General features: G+C 62.5%; 19 protein-coding genes. 1 reads left to right on the forward strand and 18 read right to left on the reverse strand.

Features of this window, described 5'->3' with window-relative positions:
• Nucleotides 1–8: 8 nt before the first annotated feature.
• From BRA42_RS07715 to BRA42_RS07790, 16 genes are all read right to left on the reverse strand, one after another.
• Nucleotides 9–1,130, reverse strand: coding sequence for a glycosyltransferase (locus BRA42_RS07715; protein WP_292408333.1), 1,122 nt, complete (start codon nt 1,128–1,130; stop codon nt 9–11).
• Between the two features lie 122 nt (nt 1,131–1,252).
• On the reverse strand, nt 1,253–2,512 hold the full coding sequence (locus tag BRA42_RS07720; RefSeq protein ID WP_292408336.1) for a nucleotide sugar dehydrogenase: 1,260 nt from the start codon (nt 2,510–2,512) through the stop codon (nt 1,253–1,255).
• A gap of 283 nt (nt 2,513–2,795) precedes the next feature.
• On the reverse strand, nt 2,796–3,725 hold the full coding sequence (locus BRA42_RS07725; protein ID WP_292408339.1) for an SDR family oxidoreductase: 930 nt from the start codon (nt 3,723–3,725) through the stop codon (nt 2,796–2,798).
• 112 nt (nt 3,726–3,837) lie between these two features.
• Entirely contained in the window at nt 3,838–4,926 is a 1,089-nt protein-coding gene (locus tag BRA42_RS07730; protein WP_292408342.1) for a DegT/DnrJ/EryC1/StrS family aminotransferase, read from the reverse strand.
• The gene (locus BRA42_RS07735; protein ID WP_292408345.1) at nt 4,923–5,522 is read right to left on the reverse strand and encodes an acyltransferase; all 600 of its coding nucleotides are present in this window, start codon (nt 5,520–5,522) and stop codon (nt 4,923–4,925) included. Before BRA42_RS07735 ends, BRA42_RS07730 begins: the two co-directional genes overlap by 4 nt.
• Nucleotides 5,519–7,258, reverse strand: coding sequence for a glutamine--fructose-6-phosphate transaminase (isomerizing) (glmS, locus tag BRA42_RS07740; protein WP_292408348.1), 1,740 nt, complete (start codon nt 7,256–7,258; stop codon nt 5,519–5,521). Before glmS ends, BRA42_RS07735 begins: the two co-directional genes overlap by 4 nt.
• Nucleotides 7,259–8,410: a bifunctional sugar-1-phosphate nucleotidylyltransferase/acetyltransferase gene (glmU, locus tag BRA42_RS07745; protein WP_292408352.1), complete on the reverse strand. Its 1,152-nt coding sequence runs from the start codon at nt 8,408–8,410 to the stop codon at nt 7,259–7,261.
• 4 nt (nt 8,411–8,414) lie between these two features.
• Complete coding sequence (gene glmU, locus BRA42_RS07750; RefSeq protein WP_342770712.1) at nt 8,415–9,614, reverse strand: bifunctional sugar-1-phosphate nucleotidylyltransferase/acetyltransferase; 1,200 nt, start codon at nt 9,612–9,614, stop codon at nt 8,415–8,417.
• Between the two features lie 7 nt (nt 9,615–9,621).
• Nucleotides 9,622–10,878 (reverse strand): phosphopentomutase/phosphoglucosamine mutase, encoded by a 1,257-nt coding sequence (locus BRA42_RS07755; protein ID WP_292408358.1) that lies wholly within the window; start codon nt 10,876–10,878, stop codon nt 9,622–9,624.
• A gap of 35 nt (nt 10,879–10,913) precedes the next feature.
• Nucleotides 10,914–11,519 (reverse strand): hypothetical protein, encoded by a 606-nt coding sequence (locus tag BRA42_RS07760; protein WP_292408360.1) that lies wholly within the window; start codon nt 11,517–11,519, stop codon nt 10,914–10,916.
• Nucleotides 11,516–12,136: a cyclase family protein gene (locus BRA42_RS07765; protein ID WP_292408363.1), complete on the reverse strand. Its 621-nt coding sequence runs from the start codon at nt 12,134–12,136 to the stop codon at nt 11,516–11,518. Before BRA42_RS07765 ends, BRA42_RS07760 begins: the two co-directional genes overlap by 4 nt.
• Nucleotides 12,133–12,798, reverse strand: coding sequence for a protein-L-isoaspartate(D-aspartate) O-methyltransferase (locus BRA42_RS07770; RefSeq protein ID WP_292408368.1), 666 nt, complete (start codon nt 12,796–12,798; stop codon nt 12,133–12,135). Before BRA42_RS07770 ends, BRA42_RS07765 begins: the two co-directional genes overlap by 4 nt.
• A gap of 12 nt (nt 12,799–12,810) precedes the next feature.
• The gene (locus tag BRA42_RS07775; RefSeq protein ID WP_292408371.1) at nt 12,811–13,899 is read right to left on the reverse strand and encodes a SufB/SufD family protein; all 1,089 of its coding nucleotides are present in this window, start codon (nt 13,897–13,899) and stop codon (nt 12,811–12,813) included.
• Nucleotides 13,900–13,904: 5 nt separating this feature from the next.
• On the reverse strand, nt 13,905–14,636 hold the full coding sequence (locus BRA42_RS07780; protein WP_292408374.1) for an ABC transporter ATP-binding protein: 732 nt from the start codon (nt 14,634–14,636) through the stop codon (nt 13,905–13,907).
• Between the two features lie 402 nt (nt 14,637–15,038).
• Nucleotides 15,039–16,142: a hypothetical protein gene (locus tag BRA42_RS07785; protein WP_342771017.1), complete on the reverse strand. Its 1,104-nt coding sequence runs from the start codon at nt 16,140–16,142 to the stop codon at nt 15,039–15,041.
• Between the two features lie 4 nt (nt 16,143–16,146).
• Nucleotides 16,147–16,914 (reverse strand): TIGR01458 family HAD-type hydrolase, encoded by a 768-nt coding sequence (locus BRA42_RS07790; protein ID WP_342771016.1) that lies wholly within the window; start codon nt 16,912–16,914, stop codon nt 16,147–16,149.
• Between the two features lie 128 nt (nt 16,915–17,042).
• Between BRA42_RS07790 and BRA42_RS07795 the strand changes: the two genes are divergently transcribed.
• Nucleotides 17,043–18,053 (forward strand): ribonuclease H-like domain-containing protein, encoded by a 1,011-nt coding sequence (locus BRA42_RS07795; protein WP_342771015.1) that lies wholly within the window; start codon nt 17,043–17,045, stop codon nt 18,051–18,053.
• 315 nt (nt 18,054–18,368) lie between these two features.
• On the opposite strand, the gene BRA42_RS07800 is transcribed toward BRA42_RS07795, so the two are convergent.
• Complete coding sequence (locus tag BRA42_RS07800; RefSeq protein WP_292408384.1) at nt 18,369–18,575, reverse strand: helix-turn-helix transcriptional regulator; 207 nt, start codon at nt 18,573–18,575, stop codon at nt 18,369–18,371.
• A gap of 52 nt (nt 18,576–18,627) precedes the next feature.
• Nucleotides 18,628–19,011 carry a hypothetical protein gene (locus BRA42_RS07805; RefSeq protein ID WP_292408387.1) on the reverse strand — a complete coding sequence of 128 codons (384 nt, stop codon included), beginning with the start codon at nt 19,009–19,011 and terminating at the stop codon, nt 18,628–18,630.
• Between the last annotated feature and the right edge of the window lie 73 nt (nt 19,012–19,084).

Genomic DNA, 19,084 nt, shown 5'->3' on the forward strand with positions numbered 1-19,084 from the left:
CGGGTTGATTACCCGGTCCCCGCCTTGGTTGACGTACTCTCCCAGACCCGCATATCTTTCCCGAGGTTGAGCAGCCCTTTTGCGAGATAGACCTGGTTCGTGGCGAAAGAGATGAGCGTACTGCTCCTCCAGAAGTAACCGACCAGGGCGATGAGACAGATCAGTCCGAGAGCGAGGATGGGGAATGCAAGAGCGAGTCCTGCGATGAAGAGAGCGCTGCCGGCGAAGAAGAGGGCCGGCGTTACGAGATACATGTAGATCCGCAACGGATAGAAGAATCGGGAGAACGGGCGGGCATGCCTTAAAAGATCGAGGTTTGCGGTTGTCGCCTCGATCAGACGCGTCGCTCGCCGGATCTTCTGCCGGTACTGCTTGTGGAAGTCACGGGGGATGTCCTCGTACACCAGAGCAGAGGGTTCGTAAGCCGTCCGGAATCCGCGCCGAATCGCTTCGAAGGCTGTATTTGCATCGTCTGCTCCGCGTTTGTCGTCGATCCTGGTCACCAGGTCGCGCTTGAACGCGACGAGTGCGCCGTTGAAGGTGTAGGTGGAGTCGACGGCGCTCTCCCAGGTGCACATCCGCCCGTAGTAATTCCTGTAGGCGCTCTCCATCTGTGCCGGATGGGACCCGTCGTCCGGGAGGGGGTGGAGGTCCCCGCAGACTGCGGCGATGCGATCGTCGCTGACGAGCCGGGAGATGAGGCGCGCGAGAGCTTCGCGCTCGAAGAAGACGTCCGCATCCGTGGTTACGATGATTGGAAAACGTGCTACCTGCATCGCTTTGTTATAGGACCGATTCGTTCCCATACGCTCCGTATTTGCAATGATACGGTGAGTGATGCCCGCCCTCTGGAAGGCTTCCTCGGAAAGCGCCCGGGTGTTGTCGGAGGAGCAGTCGTCCACAAAGATTACCTCGTACCGATCCACCGGGTATGAGGATGCGAGGATGTTATCGACCCGCTTCTGGATTACGGCCTCTTCGTTATAGGCCGATATGATGATGCTTATCGACGGATACTCCTTGAGTGCCGGCGGCTCTCCGGGTCTCTTTCCAACGCTGATCCCGATGAAGAATATAATATAGGGGATGATAGCAGCCACGATGAGCCCCAGGCCGATCCAGAGAAGCATGAGATTACTCTAACCGGTTGATATTTATCGTTTTGGGGCAGAGATAGGGAATAGTACCCCCATTCCATTGCCCGATTTCAACTGCAAATAATATCTTTTCTTCTTTATTCAGGCAAAAATATTTAAAGAGTACAATACACGCACCCTTCCCGGACCCCGTCGTTCCTCCGGAGCATCCCCGTCACGTCCACGACGATCGGCTTTCCGTTGCAGATCGAAAGCACCGCATCAAGCGTCAGCGCCGCAAAGACACTGTGCGGCGAGTTGATGATGATACAGTCCACCGGGCCGTCGAGCCCCTGAAGCGAAGCGACCGGCTTTGCCCCGAACCGCTCGATCTCTACGGGGCGGAGGAGCGGGTCGTAGCCGTAGACATCGATATCGAACTCCTTGAGCTCATGGACCATCTCTCCGGCCGGGCTCTCCCTCGTATCGGGGACGTTCTCCTTGTAGGTCAGGCCGAGAATGAGGACCTTTGAGTCCCGGATCACCTTGCCGGCCCGGTTCAACTCCTTGATCGCCATCTCAGCGACGTGCTTGGGCATGGCGTCGTTGATCGCACGGCCGGCGAGGATCACCTGCGGGTGATAGCCGAGTTCTTCGGCCTTGTAGACCAGGTAGTAGGGGTCGACCGGGATGCAGTGGCCGCCGACGAGGCCGGGACGATAGTTGTGGAAGTTCCACTTGGTCCCGGCGGCCTCGAGCACCGCCTTTGTGTCGATCCCCATCTTCCGGAAGATGAGCGAGAGTTCGTTCATCAGGGCGATGTTCAAGTCCCGCTGAACGTTCTCGATCACCTTCGCCGCCTCGGCGGTCCGGATGTCGCGGGCGATATAGACGTTCGTTACGAGGCCGTAGAGTGCGGCGAGGCGCTCGGTTGTCTCTTTGTCCATGCCGGCGACAATCTTCGTGATCCGCTCCAGTGTGTGTTCGGCGTCGCCCGGATTGATCCGCTCGGGCGAGTAGCCGACGAAGAAGTCCTTCCCGCAAACCCTGCCGGAGACTCGCTCGAGGGTCGGCACCATGACCTCCTCGGTGAGGCCGGGGTAGACGGTCGACTCGAGGACGACGATGACGCCGTCCTTGAGGTGACGGCCGACGGTCTCGGCAGCCGAGACCACGTAGGAGATGTCGGGGTCTTTCGCCTTCGTCACCGGCGTCGGGACCGCAATGATCACGACGTCGGCCTCGCGGATCATGGCCGGGTCCGCAGTGGCGATGACTTTGTTTCCGGGCTCGGCGTTGATCCGGGCGATCTTCTTCGCGTCGAGGTCGTAGCCGATCGTTTTGAGATGCCGCGAGAACGCATCGGCAAGGGGGTAGCCGACGTATCCGAGGCCGACAACGCAGACGGTTGTATTCTGCAGTGATCCCTGAACCATACTGACGGTCTCCCGAGGATTTTAGTTGTATAGAATATTCCCCGGTCTTGCACTTGAAACCTATGACTTCTCACAGGGGTCCTGGAGGGGGCGAGAGAGAATTGGGCATTCGAATGCGATATTAAGGGGAACCGGACCAATCGGAATGAATTTGGCAGCAAACGGCATGTTCGGGTGCCGATCGGCCGGCCCTGTCCGGCGGCGCGGGAGAGGCGAGGGTGAGACACATCGCGGCGATCCGGTGCGCAAAACAGGTGAAACAGTTTCCTGCGGTAAGCGCTCGTTACGCCCGTTCCCGGAACCAGGCCACCGCCTGTCGGAGGCCCTCCTCGACCGGGTACTGCGGGTCGTAGCCGAAGGCATCCTGTGCGCGCGCGATGTCGGCAAGCGAGTCACGGATGTCGCCCGCGCGCGGCGCCTCGTAGATCGGGTCGCACTGCGCGCCGGTGATCTCCGAGAGAATGGACACGAGCTGGTTCAAACTGATCCGGCGGCCGCCGGCGATGTTGAAGACTCCCCGGGCGTCGCTCTCCATCGCTTTGATGTTCGCCTGCACCACGTCGACGACGAAGGTGAAGTCGCGGGTCTGCTCCCCGTCGCCGTAGATGACCGGGGGCTCGCCGGCAAGGAGACGGGTGACGAACTTCGGGATCACCGCCGCGTACTCGGATTTGGGGTCCTGTCGGGGGCCGAAGACGTTGAAGTAGCGGAGGAAGACCGTCCGGATGCCGTAGAGGTCGGTAAAGACCTTCCCGTAGCACTCGTCCGCGAGTTTTGAGACTGCATACGGGGAGAGGGGGTTCGGGACCATGCCTTCGTGCTTGGGGAGGACCGGGGTGTCGCCGTAGACCGATGAGGAGGAAGCGGCAACGACGGCGGGCACCCCGCAGTCCTTCGCCGCCACAAGAACGTTCACGGTGCCGGTCACGTTCGCCTCGTTCGAGGCGAGCGGGTCCTTGACCGACCGGGGCACGGACGGGATGGCCGCCTGGTGGAAGATGCCGTCAGCACCCGGGAAGGTCTCCAGAAGAAGGTCGAAGTCGGTGATGCTCCCCTCGACGAAGGTCACCCGGGGATGACCGAGGAGGTGCTCGATGTTCTCCCGCCGCCCGGTGGCGAGGTTGTCGATGATGACGACGTCATGGTCGCGTGCCAGGACATCTGCCAGGTTCGAGCCGATGAACCCGGCCCCGCCGGTGACGATGTAGCGCATAGATGTGAAGTTTACCGGGGACCCGCTTTAGCCTTTTTATATCGTCGTCCGAGATACGCGTGATGATTCTGTCGGTTCGAACGGAGGTTCCGGCGTTGCCGGGTTCACCGGTTCACTGCAGCCCCCGGACCGTGTCGCAGATGTACGCCAGTTCTTCACCCGTCACCGACGGGTGGACGGGCAGGCTCACGACCGACGCCGCGAGGTCGTCCGCCACCGGGCAGGAGGAGGTGCTCCCGCTCTGGTAGACCGGCTGCCGGTTGACCGGGATGGGGTAGTGAACGGCGGTCCCGATCCCCGCCTCCGCGAGAGCGCTCATGAACGCGTCCCTCGCAAGCAGGTAGCCGGCCGGGAGCCTCACCACGTACTGATGATAGACGTGCCGGACGCCCGGCGCCGCGTAGGGCGTGACGAGCCCCGTTCCCGCGAGGTTGCGGTCGAGGTAACGAGCGTTCTCTATCCGGCGTTCGTTGAACCCCTCGAGCCGGTCGAGCTGTACGAGGCCGATGGCGGCAGCGATGTTCGTCATCCGGTAGTTGTAGCCGATGGCGGAGTGAAGGTATTTCTCACTCTGCCCGTGGTTGCTGAGGAGTCTGACCCGTGCTGCAAGGGCGTCGTCGTCGGTCGTGACCATGCCCCCTTCTCCAGTGGTCATGTTCTTCGTCGGGTAGAACGAGAAGCAGGCGAGGTCGGCAAGGCTCCCGACCCGCTTCCCGCGGTACTCCGCGCCGTGCGCCTGGGCCGCGTCCTCGATGAGGACAAGGCCATGGTCGTCGCAGAGGGCGCGGACGGCGTCGACGTCGAACGGCTGCCCGAAGAGATGGACTCCGATAACCGCCCGGGTATCCGGCCTGATGAGGGCCCTGACCGAGTCCGGGTCGATGTTGAACGTCCGGGGATCGACATCGGCAAAGAGCGGCGTCGCCCCGCACATCGAGACGCTTGACGCCGTTGCAAAAAACGTGAACGCCGGGACGACGACCGAGTCCCCCGGTCCGACGCCCGCGGCAAGGAGGGCCGCATGGAGCGCCGCCGTTCCGGAGTTGACACCGACGGCATACGCCGCGCCGCAGTAGTCCGCGAAACGAGACTCGAACTCCGTGACGACCGACCCCTGGGCCAGCATCCCCGACCGCAGCACGCGGGAGACGGCCCCGACCTCCTCCTCCCCGACGAGCGGCCGGGCGATGGGGATCTTCATCGGCCCCGCCTCGCCTCCGCCGGGAGCACACGGAACCGTGCCGGTGCCCCCACCGCGAGCATCCCCGGCGGGACGTCCTTCGTCACCACCGCGCCGGCGGCGACGAACGCTCCCTCGCCGACGACGACGCCGGGAAGGATCGTCGCGTTCGCGCCGATGACGGCGCCATCCCCGATCACCGGGCCCCGGAGGGATTCGCGAGGCCCCGGAGGGTAGCGGTCGTTCGTCAGCACGGCGTTCGGACCGACGAAGACCCGGTCGCCGATCCGGGCGCCGGTGGGGACGTAAACCAGGCTCTGGAGACGGACGTCGTCGCCGATCGTGCAGTCCCCCTCGATCACCGCCGCCGTCCCGACCGCCACGCGGTCGCCGATAGCGGTCTTTTCACGGATCAGTACGTTATGGCCGGTCTGGAAAGCGTCGCCGATCGTCACGTCGCAGTAGATGATAGTTCCCGAGCGGAGAATCGCGTTCTTCCCGATAGTGGCGCCCGGGTAACTACCCTCCCCCATCCTCTCGCGGGAGGGAAACCCGACGGTCACCGGCTCAAATATCACCGCCCCCTCGCCGAGGGCGTTACGTCCATACTCAATCATTCAACCGTCACGCTCTTTGCCAGATTTCGCGGTTTGTCGACGTCCCGCTGCAGGGTGCATGCGGTATGGTAGGCAAGCAGCTGGAGGACGACCGATGCAGTCAGCACCTGCACGAGAAAGTGTGTGTTCGGGAGAGGGATGAAGATGTCCACGATCTCGGCAAGCTCCGTGTCGCCGGCAGCGCCGAGAGCGATGATCGGTGCTTTGCGGGCCTTCATCTCCTTGATGTTCGAGGTCATCACGTCGTAGGTCGGCCCGGGGGTGCAGATGGCGACCACCGGCGTCTCCGCCGTGAGCAGGGCAAACGGCCCGTGTTTGAGTTCCCCCGCCGCATACCCCTCGGCGTGGACGTAACTGATCTCCTTCATCTTCAGGGCGCCCTCCATCGAGACCGGGTAAAACGGCCCTCTTCCCACAAAAAAAACATGCTCGGCCTTTGAACAGAGGGCGACCGCCTCCTTGAGATCTAAAAGGAGGACCTCTCCGATGGCCAGGTGCGCGTGCGAGAGGACGTCGTCGAACGCCCCCTCGCATCGCAGATTGACGATCTGCATCAGCGCCGCAAGCTGGGCCGTGTAAGACTTCGTCGCGGCAACGCCGATCTCAGGGCCGGCCCGCATGAGCAGGGTCTTATCGGCAACCCGGGTGACCGTGCTCCCCTGCATGTTGGTGATGGCAAGAGTGGGGCAGTTGCGGGCTTTTGCCATCTTTAAGGCGGCGATCGTATCAGCGGTCTCCCCCGATTGCGAGACCGCGATCACGAGGCCGTGGAGGGGCGGGATGAAGTACTTGAACTCCGATCCCATCTCGACCCGCACCGGTATGTTGCAGAGCGATTCGGCCAGGTACTTGAAGACCAGAGCGGTATGATACGACGTCCCGCATGCAACCAGAGTGATCTCGTCAGCCTCCAGGATCATCCGCCGCACCGCCTCGTCGATGCCCGCCCTGCTGGTCTCATAGAAGGACTGGGGCTGCTCGTAGATCTCCTTTAACATGTAATGAGGAAACCCGCCCTTCCGGGTGTCCTCGACGCACCAGTTGATCAGTTCGACCGGGCGCTCCGTCTTCAGGCCCCCATGGTAGAAATCAAGATGTTCGGGCGTGATGTCGGCAACGTCGCCGTCTTCAAGGAAGATCACGCGCTCCGTGTACTCGAGGAGCGGCGTCATATCCGAGGCGGCAAAGACCTCGGCATCGCCGATGCCGAGGACGAGCGGGCTTGCGTCGCGTGCAGCGACGATTCTCTGGGTATCCTTCGCGATCGCGAGGACGGCATACGAGCCTTTGAGGAGAGGAAGGGTTGCGTTGACTGCCGCGAGGAGGTCCCCGTCGTAGTGCTCCTCGATGAGATGGGCGATCACCTCCGTATCGGTCTCCGAACGGAAGATGTGGCCGCGCTCCAGGAGGTGCCGCTTCAGTTCGCGGTAGTTCTCGATGACCCCGTTGTGGACCACGGCGATCCTCCCCCTGCAGTCTGTATGCGGGTGGGCGTTGATATCGTTTGGTTCGCCGTGCGTGGCCCAGCGGGTATGCCCGATCCCGGTGCACCCGTGAAGGCCGACCACCCCCCCCTCGCCGGCCGAGATACGGCCTGCCTTCTTATAGACCTCGATCGCACTCCCGACCGTCGCGATCCCGAACGAGTCATAGCCCCGGTACTCAAGCCGCTTCAGCCCCTGGATCAGGACAGGGGTTGCGTCCCGCCTGCCGACGTAGCCGACAATCCCGCACATCTACATCACCCGGGTACCATCCTCGATGAGACCTGTCACGGTCTTCCCCTCCTCAATGGTGACATTATTACCTGCAATACAGTTCTTAAATGTTGTGAAAGGTGCCGCCTGGACTCCCTCCCCGAGGACCGCGCCGAATTTCGTTTTCAGGACCCGGCTCCCGATTTCGATGAAATTAGCCGCCGGGTGAGTGGTGGCATGGTCGGCAAGGAGGCACCCCCGGCCGAAAACCGCCGAGACAATCCTCGAGTGGGACCCGATCGTGACGTCGTCCATGAGGAGCGAGTCGGCGACGTAGGTGAACGGTTCAAGCACCGCCCCGTCGCCGATGCTCACATCGGGCATGATCACACAGCTCGGGCCGATATTGCAGTTGCTCCCGATGGCGACGGGGCCGCAGATCACGGTGTTCGGGCCGATGGTCGTCCCGGCCCCGATGCGCACGGTGCCCCGGCGGATGACGGATGCGTCGACCGTCCCGCGGATCTCAGGCGTGATCTCCCTGAGCATCCGGCTGTTCATCTTCAAGAGGTCCCAGGGATAGATGGCATCCTGCCAGTCGTCTGCCGGGATCGCCCGTATCCGCCGTCCCGCCGCAATCATAGCGGAGAGAGCATCGGGGATCTCGGTCGTCGTGAGGTAGGAGAAGACATCGGGTGAAAACGAGTAGACCCCCGTCGAGACCGTGAACGTCGGGGCGTCCTCGGGCTTCTCGATGATCTCGCGGACGATGCCGTTCCGGATCACCACGACCCCGAAGTTCGACGGGTTCGGGTGCTCGGCCACGAGCATGGCGTTTCGCTCCTTCCTGATCCGGGCTATCGACTCTGCGTTGATGTAGTTGTCACCGGGAAGAACGAGGAAATCGTCCGTGATCTCTGATTCGGCAGCCCGGAGAGCGTCCGCGGTCCCGATCTGCCGCTCCTGCACGACGACCTGGATCGGGGCCTCGAGCCGGTTGAGGTGTCGGATGACTTCTTCTTTCCGATACCCGACCACAACCACGATATCACGGATGCCGTTCTCAAGGAGGGCGTCGATGACATACTCGATGATCGGCCGGTTTGCAACCGGGAGCAGGGCTTTTGGCTTGCTCCGGGTGAGCGGACGGAGACGGCTCCCCTCTCCCGCTGCTAAAATGACTGCCTGCATCGTCTCACCTGATGATTGATCCTTCTTCAATGCACCCCTCTACGAGGGAGTGCGGGGCGATTCTCGCGTTGCTGCCGATGAGGGTCCCGACGTTGACCGAACAGTTGATGCCGAAGAGGACGTTGTCCCCGATGATGGCGCCGAACTTCCGCCTTCCGGTGGTCTTCCCGCAAACCTTCACCGTTCCGTTGTCGTGCCTGAGGTTTGCAACCTTGGTGCCGGCCCCGAAGTTGCACCCGCTCCCGACGACGCTGTCGCCGATGTAGTTGAAGTGCGGGACTTTGGTGCCCGGCATGATGATGGAGTTCTTGACCTCGGTTGCGTGCCCGATATGGCAGTCATCGCCGATGGCGGTCGATCCCCGGATATAGGCGTGGGGGCCGATGATGCAGTTCTCGCCGATGACGCAGGGGCCCTCGATATAGGTCCCGGCCCGGATAACGGTCCCCCTCCCGATGCCGACCGTCTCCGGGACGGTGCACCCGTTCTCGACGGTGCCGCACCGTTCGTGGTCCATCGACGCGATGAGCGCCTCGTTTGCGTCGAGGAGGTCCCACGGCTGCCCGACATCGAGCCAGTAGTTCAGCGGGCATGCAGAAAGCGTCCCCTCCCGAATGTAGGAGTCGAGGGCGTCGGTCAGTTCGAACTCCCCCCGGCCGGAGACCGTGATCCCGGAGAGAAGGTCGAAGATGTCGGGGTTGAAGAGGTAGGCGCCCGCGTTGATCAGACTGCTCTTCGGATGCTCCGATTTCTCCTCCAGACCCGTGATGCGGTCCTCCTCCACGGTCACCACGCCGTAGTCCTGCGGGTGGTCGGTCCCGTGGATCCCGACGCAGGGGGCGTCCTTCCTGCAGAGTTCCCTGATATCGTCCCGTTTGAGGACCATATCGCCGTTTAAGAGGAGGAACCGGTCGCCGACCAGCCCTGCCGTCGCCCGCAGGGCGTCCGCGGTGCCGAGCTGGTGGCGCTGGGTCACGTAGGCGATCCTCACGCCAAAGTCGCTGCCGTCCCCGAAGTGGTTCCGGATCTCACGCTCACAGTAACCGACGACGAAGATGAAGTCGGTGATCCCTGCATCCCGGGCCGCGAGGACGAGGTGTTCCATCATCGGGCGGTTGGCTATGGGAAGCATCACCTTCGGACGCCGGGCGGTCAGGGGACGCATCCGTTTTCCCTCCCCCGCAGCAAGTACGACACATTGCATAGACTTTTTACTCCTGACTACATTTTGCCCGTTCAAGGGCGGCACGCCCCATATCGAGCATTTCTTTTGCTTTTTTGGGCGTCTTTCCCTCGGCCGTGATCCGGACTTTCGGTTCGGTGCCGCTTGCGCGGACCAGATACCAGCCGTCTTCATCCTCGACCCGGATGCCGTGCGTCGGCTCGTCGGCACCCATTGCCGTCACGACTTCCCGCGGCGTTCCGATGCGGTAAGACTCCCGGAGGAGGGTATACCGGGGCATCCGGTCCAGTTCCCCGGCGATCGACCACTCCGACGCGATCTCGCAGAGCAGGGCCGCAGCGTAGATCCCGTCGGGGCAGTAGGAGTACTCGGGGAAGATCCAGCTCCCCGACGCCTCCCCGCCGAAATCTCCCCAGGAGAGGAGTTCTTCGGAGACGAAACTGTCCCCGACGGGGGTGCGGCGGACCTCTGCGACCTCTTCGATAGCCATCGAGGCGTCGACGGTGGTGACCACATGCTTCCGGTCGAGGTAACTTGCAAAGAGCATGAGGAGGTGGTCTCCGTCGATATACCGGCCCCGCTCGTCGAACGCCATCATCCGGTCGGCGTCGCCGTCGTGGATCACCGCGCACGCGGCACCCCGCTTTCGGACGATCTCACCGATGTAGGGGAGGTTTGCTTCGAGCGGTTCCGACGGCCGGGCGAACCGGCCCATGACGTTGCAGTTCAGCCCGACGACGGTTGCTCCGGCTCCGGCAAGGAGATCGGGGGTGATGACGCTGCCCGCGCCGTTGCCGCAGTCAAGCACGGCCGTGACGGGCCGCGAGAGGCTGACCCGGTCGAGGATTGCCTCCCGATGCGCGTCCACCGCATCGATGTGAGAGGTGCGTCCCTGCTCTGCCCAGGTCTTCCCGTGCGACCCTCCGATTGCTTCCTCGATCTCCGTCTGCTGCCGGAGGGTGAACGACGACCCGTCGGGGTTAAGCAGTTTCACGCCGTTGTAGGACTCGGGGTTATGCGAGGCGGTGATCATGCAGCCTGCGTCCACGTTTCCGGTCGCATGCGCGACCGTCGGGGTGGGTGCGATGCCGCAGGAATAGACGGTTGCGCCGGCCGAGAGCATCCCGGCAACGACGGCATGTTCCAGCAGTTCGCTCGTTGTGCGGGTATCCCTGCCCACGACAACGCGTGGCGCGCCGTCTGCGGTGGCTGCTCCTACACGAAGCGCGAGATCGACGAGGTCGGGACCGAACTCCCGTCGAATTCCGGAAGAGCCGAAAAGCATAGTTGTTGTAATCCTTTTTTTCCTAAAAAAGGTATTCATCGTCCGTAGGGACACCAGTGTTCGAGGTTTATCAGACCGCTGACTCCGGCGGTCGACGGGCCGAGAAAGATCATCCGTTTCTTTCCCCGGTATTCGTCGAGGCAGGCCACCCCTGCGTCCGTCGTCATGCCGTCTCCGGCGATGAGAAAGAGCTCGGCCGTTTCCGGCGAGTCGACCCTCTGGTGTTCGAGAGCCCGTTCGAGCACCGGCATCGGGCCGACAAGATAGACGCGCTTCCCGGCAATTTCACGGGAGAGTTCCGCAAGGCAGGGGCCGTAGCAGTCGGGGGTGCAGGGACGGAGTTTCCGTGTCAGGCAGAGGAACGCCGAGACGGCGTTGATGATCGCGCTCGCCGCTCCGCGCTGCTCCTGATTTACGAGCGGTGCACCGAACATGAAAGATATCCGGGTGTTGGCCCGGACAGGAGCGCTCGTGACGAACTGTCCGATTCGCCCGCCGAAATGCCCCTCCATGCAGACCCCTTTCGGATACTGGCAGGTATCCGCGTCGTGGTTCACCGCGAGGGCCACGATCCCGTGTTCGCACCCGCTGTTCTCCAGGATCTTCTCGATTTTTCCGATTGCATCGTGTAAAAGACTCATGGTTGATCCTCCGCGTCTCGTTCGTAGAGGACCGCCCGCACGGGCGACCCATCCGCGCCTTTAAGGCGCAACGGCAACGCTACCAGGTAATAATCGCCTTCCGGCACGGCTGCAAGGTCGAGCAGTTCGAGGATGACCATGTCGCTCTCAAGCAACCGGCGATGGACCGAGCCGTCCCCGTCGTATGCCTCGATCGACGGTGTATCGGTCCCGAGGCAGGTAATCCCGGCGTCGGCGATGAGACCCGCCGCCTCAAGGGAGAGTGCGGGGTACCCGGGCTCGAACCGCTGCCGTCCCGAAAACCAGGTCTTCAGGAGGAGCGTCCGGGTGCCGGAGAGGCAGTCGGCGAAGCGCTCTGCATCGACGGCCCCGTCTACATCGCTGCAGTCGAGCACCCGGGCGGGGCCCATCAGCACTCCGGGCGGAACCCGGTCGACCGTCCGGCCCCCCCTCACGTAGTGGGACGGGGCGTCGATGTGCGTCCCGGTGTGGCTCCCGAGGGCCATCTCGGTCACGCGGTACTGTCCGTTATCGATCTCACGGAACCGGGGACGGATGTCCCCCGGGTAGACGACGACGTCCTCGGAGAGGTCCCGGGTGATGTCGTAAATTTTCACAGAGAGCCCTCCTCCCGCCATCCGAACTGCCCGATCAACGGCACGAAACAGACGCCGCCGAGCGGGATCTCCTCCACCCTGCCCCCCCGCTTCACGAGTTTGATCAGGCTCTGGCAGTCCCGCGCTCCGATGGGGGCGACCAGCCGTCCGCCTTCCGCGAGCTGATCGATCAGGGGCTGCGGAACGTCAGGCGAAGCCGCCGTGACGACGATGGCATCGTACGGGGCCTCCGGGGGATACCCCTTCGTGCCGTCGCCGACGATCACCCGGACACCGGCGATCCCGGCCCGGGCGAGGTTCTCCCGTGCGCTGTCGGCGAGGTCCTGCAGGCGTTCGACGGAGATGACCGTGCCGGCGAGGTCGGCGAGGAGTGCAGCCTGGTAGCCGCTGCCGGTCCCGACTTCGAGCACCCGGTCGTGCGGCGTAAGTTCAAGTTGTTCGGTCATGACGGCGACGATGTAGGGCTGGGAGATGGTTTGATCCTTCCCGATGGGGAGCGGCCGGTCCTCATAGGCCGCACGCTCCAAGCCCTTCGGCACGAAGAGGTGGCGCGGAACGCGTCGCATCGCAGCAAGCACTCTCTGGTCCCTGACCCCCCGGGCCCGGACCTGGAACTCCACCATCTCCTCGCGCTCCCTCTGGCAGGGGTCGCTCTCCGTCATCTCTTCTCCCGACTAGAACCCGGATTCCGCCTTATCGATCACGGCATCGATATGCGCCTGCAGGACTGCAGGCAGGCCGCTGATCTTTACATCCAGGAACCCGCGTATAATGGTTGCGGTGGCCTCCTCCTCGGAGAGCCCTCTCGCCATAAGGTACTCGATCTCGTGGCGGGCGATCTTGCCGACCGCGGCCTCGTGGGAGAGCTCGGTGCCGGTCAGCGTTCCTTCGATCTCGGGAATGGCGTGGATGACACCGTCTTTTAAGATCAGGCCTTTACACTCGATGTGACCCCGCGTGTTATCCCGTTCGCCGCGGATATGGCCCCGGGAGATGACGGTGCCGCCGGTGGTGATGGCCCGGGTAATGAGTTCGGCGCTTGTATGCTCGGCACCGAGGATGGCCCGGGAGCCGAGGTCGAGGAGCGACCCGGGCGTTGCGACGGCGATGCTTGAGAAACGGGCCACGGCGTTCTTTCCGATAAGGTGCGCCGTCGGGTACATATTGACCTGGCGGACCGGCTGCATGCAGATGTAGTTCGAGAGAAAGGTCCCGTCCTCCTCAACGATGGTGGCGCTCCGCGGAAAGACGCTGATTCCCGGGTTCCAGTTGTGGATCATCGTGGACGTGACTCTGGCGCCTTTGCCGACGTAGATCTCGGTCACCCCGATGTGCGCGCCCTGTTTCTTCTGCCATGAGCTGGCGCAGCCGGAGATGATGTGGATCTCCGCACCCTCTTTTGCGATGAAGATATTGTGCACGTGCTGCACCGGCTCTTCGCGGAGGAAGAGGCAGGCCTGAATGGGCATGGCAACCTTCGCGCCTGGCTGAGCGATGACGACGAGGCCCTGCGGCTCCTGCTTCGCTACATATTGGGTATACTTGTCCTTGTCTTTCGGGACGGCTTTCCAGTAGTGGTCCTTCAACCAGTCGTACTTCTCAAGGGCGGCCTTGATGGGGAGCATCTCGACGTCTTCGGCCCCGCAGGTGGTCTGGATCACGTTCTGGTCGATCTGGAAGAAACTTCCGCACCGGTTGTGCATCTCGACTTCAAGGCCGGTCAGGGCGAGGCGTTCCCGGTCTTTCTCCGGGATCTGCTTCATATCGGTTATATCTGTTTGCAACGCAGGCACTCTCCGTATCCCTTCTCTTTGACCACGCGCAGAATCTCGCGGGGGTTGCCGTGGCACCGGATCTGGCCGTTTATCATGACATGACCCTGGTCGGCATTGAGGTAATCGAGGATGTAGCCGGTATGGGTGATGATCAGCCCGCTCTTCCGCCTGTTGACGATCCGAACGTCTTTTTCAAGCAGGCCTGCGATCTCCTTTCCCATCAGGCTCATGTTCTCAAGGTCGACGCCGCTCTCCGGCTCGTCCAGCATGAGGAAATCGGGCTGCTGGACCTTCAGCTGCAGGACCTCGCTCCGCTTGAGTTCGCCGCCGGAGAACCCGACGTTGACGTCCCGGGAGAGAAAGTGCTCCATGTTGACCGACTGTGCGAGCGCCTCTATCGCGTCCTCTCCCCTGTGGGATGTGGCGGCGAGCAATTTCCCGAGTTTCAGCCCGGATACCGCAGGAGGTTGCTGAAACATCATGCCGATCCCGAGATGGGCCCGCTCGTTGATCGGCATATCGGTGAGGTCTTTTCCTTTAAACGTGATGGACCCCGATGTGATCGTATAAGCGTCGAACCCCATGATTGATTTGAGCAGCGTGCTCTTTCCCGAGCCGTTCGGGCCCATCAGGATGTGGGTCTCTCCCGGTCCGATGTGGAGGTTGATGTCGTGGAGCACTTCGGTGTTATCCACGCTCACGTGCAAATCACTGATATCCAGCATACGGCACTCCGTTCCATGTATTTGTCAGGGGATACATTAACACTTGCCAACAGAGCAACTGCCGTTTCAGCCGGCAGGGAAGGCGAAGATGGATATCGGTTCTGCGGGCGAATCATCCAGCCGTCTTGATGCAGAACTCACGTCCGGGTTCACCGGGAACTCCAATCTTTCACTTTCACCCTGCACACGGCCTACGGTTAAGTAGTGATCCCGCCCCGGTTCATATATGGAGAGATCGACAGCTACCACGTTTGCTTACATTGCCGAGCGGGCCGCCCGGTATCCGAGCGTTGTTCGAAGAAACCAGATGCGTAAAGTGGCGTATACCAGCACCATTGCCCCGGCAAACCGCACCTCTTTGTGACCGGAGGGCCTTTAAGGAGTGCCGCTATCTCCTCACGCTCACTCTGCGAGGTATGCCCGGGCATGAAGGTATGACCCCGGCCGGTCGTGGGCATGGGTGACGAGGTAGTTGTGGAGGTCTACGGCAGCCCTTGATTCTTCGAGCAGGGCGTTGTAGGACCCTGCCGCGTTGTTGTAGTCCCGGACCTGCCGGTTATACTCCGGGACGAGGCGGTTATACTCCCGGTTCTCGCCGGCCCGGGCGAGAGCCTTCAACCGTGCGTCGAGGGATTCGAGGGCTTCTTCCTCTGCCCCAAGTTCCCGGGTGCGTGCTTCAAGTTCCGGTGCAAGTTCCTCGACCCGGTCACGCGATGCGGCGAGGGCGCGTTCGATCACCCGGACCTGGTCGCACCCCGTGTAGGACCGGGGCCCGTCGCCGACCGGGATCACGAGGGGGTCGGTGGACAGGACCGTTCCGTTCACGAGCGTCTCAGGCGGGAGGCCAACGTAACTTGCGCTCGTGGTCTCGATGTAGGCGTAGGTGGTGTTGCGGTAGAGAGACCCGGCGCTTCTGACGCCGACGGCCATGTGGGCTTCGTCCTCGAAGTAGAAGAGTGCGACACCGTAGCCTTCCCGGGCCAGCAGGCCCGCGAGGAGGAGGCTTTTGTCGTCGCAGTCGCCCTCTCCGTCGACGTAGGTCTCGATGGGAAACTTCGGCTCGACGATCGAGGTGTCGGTCCTGTAGGGGATGGACTGGACGAATGCGGCGATCAGTTCCAGGTAACGGTCGTCGTCGAGCCTTTCCCTCTCCCGGATCTCACGAAAGGCCGCGAGCAGGTCCGTGTAGAAGGGTTCCTGGTGGGAGTCGTTGACGAACGCCTGGTAGTAGATGGGTACCCATTCCTCTTTCGAAAGGTCTTCATAGAGGTAAAGCCGCCGGTCCGCGTTCTTGGCACCGGCATAGACCGCCGGGTCGGGATCGATCCGGATCGTCTCCTCCCCGTCCTCGAAGGCGAAGGTGTAGACCGGCACCGAATCGAGGGCCGCTCCTTCGACCGGCACAATCGCCGGCGGGACGGCCGGCGGGTTCAGGAAGTCGCCCAGGCACCCGGCCCCGAGGGTCGCGGCGACAAGGACGAGCACGACGAAGATTCGTTTCCACATGGTATCAGAGGTAATCGGGGAGGTCTGCCAGAGAGTCGATGACGAGGTCGGGCGTCACGCCAGATCGGCGGACCGCTTCTTCCCGGTACTTCCCGGTCCTGACCAGGACCCCCTTCATTCCGCAAGCCCGGGCGCCGCCGATATCGGTGACGATGTCGTCGCCGACCATCGCCGCCTCCCCGGGGCGCGCCCCGATATCCCGGAGCGCCCGGAGGAAGAACGCCGGGGAAGGCTTCCCGATCACCTCTGCCTTCTTTCCGGCGGCGTATTCGAGTGCAGCCACGAACGGACCGGCCGAGAGCATCAGTCCGTCCGACCCCATCCAGTACCGGTCCTTCTCAAGCGCGACGAGGTCCGCTCCGGCGAGGAGGAGACGGAACGCCCGGTTCAGCGTCTCGTAGGTGAAGTCGTCGGCCGCATCGGCGACCACGACCACGTCGGCTTCCTCATCGACGGCGAGGAGGCCCGCTTCCTCAAAGTCGGTCCGCGCATCGGGAGTGGTGAGAAGGTAGCACCGGGTGCGTCCTCCCTCCCGCAGGTGCGCGGCTGCGGCGACCGGGGCGGTGATGATCCACGGCTCCGGGATGGCGTAGCCGAGCGCCTCCAGGCGGCGGGCAATCGAACGGCGGGACCGGCGGGTGGTGTTCGAGACGAACCGATAGGGTATTCCTCGCCGGTCGAGTTCCCGGAGCGCCCGGTTCGCCCCAGCGACCGGCCGGTCGCCGATGTAGAGGACGCCGTCGATGTCGATCAGGACTGCTCCGATCTGCATACCTCTTCTTTTGTTCGCGGGAGTATTTATGCGGTGCCCGGCAGGCGGGAGAGAGACCGACCCCGTTCACTTTCACCACGCGGCGGTTACTTTTGAATGCCGGAAGCGCCTAATCCTCTGTCGGGAGAATGACGTACCCGTTCAGGCAGGCAGGAAGACCGTGGCGAGCCGTGGGGGAGGGCACCGTATCCTCAAGCGACCTCGTCAGAGAGTATCGGGGCCGGACGGTCGAGGATGTCTTCTGCGGCCGGGAAGTCTCCTGCTCCTCCGGGACGTGCTACGTCCTTGAATCCCGGAGTGCCGTGGATCTTGACGGCAGAAGCCCCGACCGGGCGGCTTCGGCCGTCCTCGCCGACCTCACCCTGGTCCGCGGTATCGGCGAGGCGACCGGGCAAAGACTGCGGCGGATGGGCTACCGGACGGTTGCCGACCTTGTCCGGCACCCCCTCTACCGCCCGGAGGCCGAACGGCTCCTTACGGCGGTGGCGCGGGAGGACACCCGCGGTCTTGCAACCTGGATCGAGCGGCGGCACCACCGACGAAGCGACCCCCTCCTCCTCGATATCAGCCGGTATTATGCCGCCGAGGAGTTTCTCTTCCTCGACATCGAGACGCTGGGGCTCGCGTCCCGGCCGATCATCCTCATCGGCCTTGCCCGGGTTCACGGCGGGTCGATCGTCGTCCGCCAGTACCTGCTCCGGTCCGTCGAAGAGGAGGAGGCGGCACTCACCGCTGTCCTTCCGGACCTGGAAGCGGAGGGAACGGTCTACGTCACCTTCAACGGCAGGGCGTTCGACCTCCCCTATCTCCGCGACCGGCTCACCCGCTACGGCATCCCGGCAGACCTTTCCGCGCCTCACTTCGATATCCTCTACCCTGCACGCCGGCGCTGGCGGGCTTCGCTCGGGACCTGCCGGCTCTGTGCGCTCGAGGCCGGGGTTCTCGGCGTAGCCCGGGAGAACGATGTTCCTGGCTGGATGGTCCCGGAGTTCTACAATATCTACCGGAGGACCGGGAACCCCGGTCCGCTCGTTCCGGTGGTGGAACACAACCGGCAGGACCTCATCTCGCTCGCACGGCTCTTCGGCCTCCTGAGAGGGGACGACGGCTCCCCGACGGGAACCGGGGTGAAAAGATAGAAAGAATCGAGACAAACCGTTCAAAGAACGGAGGAATAGTTCCCCGGTGCCGCGCCCATCCCGAACGTTCGATGCATCTGTGTGAATTATATTTTAACCGAGATAATAAGCACTCACCCGATACACAGCCGATATGTGTTTAAATAAACAATCCAGCCAATATTTTTGGTCTGATAAAAATAATAACATTTTTAACTTTTCATTCCAACCCTAGATATTGCCCCCAATATCTTTTTTTTGCGATTCTTCTGTATTGTGTTTTCAAGGCACGCTCCTCCCGTTCATCCATCACGCCCTGTCAACCGGTGTATCCGGTCACGCCAGGTCTTCCTCCTCGAACGTGAAGACTTCTTCGATGGTGGAGCCGAGCGTCCGGGCCACTTTGTAAGCGAGCTTCAGGGAGGGGTTGTATTTCCCCTTCTCGAGGAAGACGATCGTCTCCCGCCGGACCCCGACCTGCCGCGCCAGTTCCTCCTGGGTGAGCCCCGTCTTCGCCCGGAGTTCCCGGATTCTGGTCTTCACCCGGCGTCCCCCTTCCGGAGCAGGTGCCATTCGGCGGCCTGCACCGCCGGTCTCATGCCCCGTCCCCCTGCCGGAAGAGGTACCACTGGAATATTCTGGCCGAGAGGAGCATGGTAAACAGCAAGACCAGGAGCGTTCCCTGAAGATCAAACGACGCCAGACCGAGGAAGTCCAGCCATAAAAAGGCCAGTATCAGTACCGACGTGAGCGCCCAGGAGTAGGCGGCGCCGTAAGCGCCGATTCTCTTCGTCCTTTCGTCGGAGAGGACTTCGCCCTGTCTGCTAAAGCCGGTGATAACCGCCACGATTACCATAACGACACCCGCCGAGACGAGCGCGACCACAGCGGTGCTTTCGACAGCGATGCCGGTAGACTGAAGGGCGATGCCTGCAAGAACGAGCAGGATGCCGAAGACCAGAAGTACGGACTGTTTCAACCGCATTGTCATCACATCGCGTTTGATATTTCTAACACTATGTTAGAAATGTATAACGTTCAGATATCTAAAT

It is taken from the genome of Methanoculleus sp. UBA374 (assembly GCA_002508705.1).
Lineage (GTDB): Archaea > Halobacteriota > Methanomicrobia > Methanomicrobiales > Methanoculleaceae > Methanoculleus > Methanoculleus palmolei.

What these genes read in the sequence shown, in the direction of transcription:
- BRA42_RS07715 (WP_292408333.1), bottom strand. Translation starts at nt 1,130, where the DNA reads ATGCTTCTCTGGATCGGCCTGGGGCTCATCGTGGCTGCTATCATCCCC.
- BRA42_RS07720 (WP_292408336.1), bottom strand. Translation starts at nt 2,512, where the DNA reads ATGGTTCAGGGATCACTGCAGAATACAACCGTCTGCGTTGTCGGCCTC.
- BRA42_RS07725 (WP_292408339.1), bottom strand. Translation starts at nt 3,725, where the DNA reads ATGCGCTACATCGTCACCGGCGGGGCCGGGTTCATCGGCTCGAACCTG.
- BRA42_RS07730 (WP_292408342.1), bottom strand. Translation starts at nt 4,926, where the DNA reads ATGAAGATCCCCATCGCCCGGCCGCTCGTCGGGGAGGAGGAGGTCGGG.
- BRA42_RS07735 (WP_292408345.1), bottom strand. Translation starts at nt 5,522, where the DNA reads ATGATTGAGTATGGACGTAACGCCCTCGGCGAGGGGGCGGTGATATTT.
- glmS (WP_292408348.1), bottom strand. Translation starts at nt 7,258, where the DNA reads ATGTGCGGGATTGTCGGCTACGTCGGCAGGCGGGACGCAACCCCTGTC.
- glmU (WP_292408352.1), bottom strand. Translation starts at nt 8,410, where the DNA reads ATGCAGGCAGTCATTTTAGCAGCGGGAGAGGGGAGCCGTCTCCGTCCG.
- glmU (WP_342770712.1), bottom strand. Translation starts at nt 9,614, where the DNA reads ATGCAATGTGTCGTACTTGCTGCGGGGGAGGGAAAACGGATGCGTCCC.
- BRA42_RS07755 (WP_292408358.1), bottom strand. Translation starts at nt 10,878, where the DNA reads ATGCTTTTCGGCTCTTCCGGAATTCGACGGGAGTTCGGTCCCGACCTC.
- BRA42_RS07760 (WP_292408360.1), bottom strand. Translation starts at nt 11,519, where the DNA reads ATGAGTCTTTTACACGATGCAATCGGAAAAATCGAGAAGATCCTGGAG.
- BRA42_RS07770 (WP_292408368.1), bottom strand. Translation starts at nt 12,798, where the DNA reads ATGACGGAGAGCGACCCCTGCCAGAGGGAGCGCGAGGAGATGGTGGAG.
- BRA42_RS07775 (WP_292408371.1), bottom strand. Translation starts at nt 13,899, where the DNA reads ATGAAGCAGATCCCGGAGAAAGACCGGGAACGCCTCGCCCTGACCGGC.
- BRA42_RS07780 (WP_292408374.1), bottom strand. Translation starts at nt 14,636, where the DNA reads ATGCTGGATATCAGTGATTTGCACGTGAGCGTGGATAACACCGAAGTG.
- BRA42_RS07785 (WP_342771017.1), bottom strand. Translation starts at nt 16,142, where the DNA reads ATGTGGAAACGAATCTTCGTCGTGCTCGTCCTTGTCGCCGCGACCCTC.
- BRA42_RS07790 (WP_342771016.1), bottom strand. Translation starts at nt 16,914, where the DNA reads ATGCAGATCGGAGCAGTCCTGATCGACATCGACGGCGTCCTCTACATC.
- BRA42_RS07795 (WP_342771015.1), top strand. Translation starts at nt 17,043, where the DNA reads ATGACGTACCCGTTCAGGCAGGCAGGAAGACCGTGGCGAGCCGTGGGG.